Source organism: Halomonas marinisediminis, from assembly GCF_004347715.1.
GTDB lineage: Bacteria > Pseudomonadota > Gammaproteobacteria > Pseudomonadales > Halomonadaceae > Halomonas > Halomonas icarae.
The window spans coordinates 1-334 of sequence record NZ_SLTR01000123.1 but is presented as its reverse complement, the minus strand read 5'-3'; the positions used below and the strand labels follow the sequence as shown (position 1 = coordinate 334).

The 334-nt window shown below is 43.7% G+C and carries 1 protein-coding gene; it reads right to left on the bottom strand.

What is annotated here, in order from left to right; translation table 11 throughout:
• A partial coding sequence (locus E0702_RS16075; RefSeq protein ID WP_306766930.1) for a 3'-5' exonuclease occupies window positions 1-334 on the bottom strand: 334 nt, incomplete at both ends.

Below are 334 nucleotides of genomic sequence, written 5' to 3'. Positions count from 1 at the left end.
GAAAATAGACTGTTTGGAAAAACTATTGTTCCCCGCCGGAATTGGTGCCCAACTTGCAAATAAGTACTTTTCTGCCCTGCTAGCCCCGACAAAACCTAAACGGCGCTCTTCATCTCGAGGAGTGCGATAGGCCTCTGGATAAGGAAATGCGTCTTTATCTATGAAATAAAATTCATTACGACCACCGCTTGCCTTAAGAGGAAATTTGTTTGCAACAAGGCCAGGCATGAATACAGCTGGAAACTCTAGTCCTTTAGCTGCGTGAACAGTCATAACATTAACAGCATCGTGTTCTTTTTGCTGATGGAAAAGCCTCTCATCAAATTGGCTATCC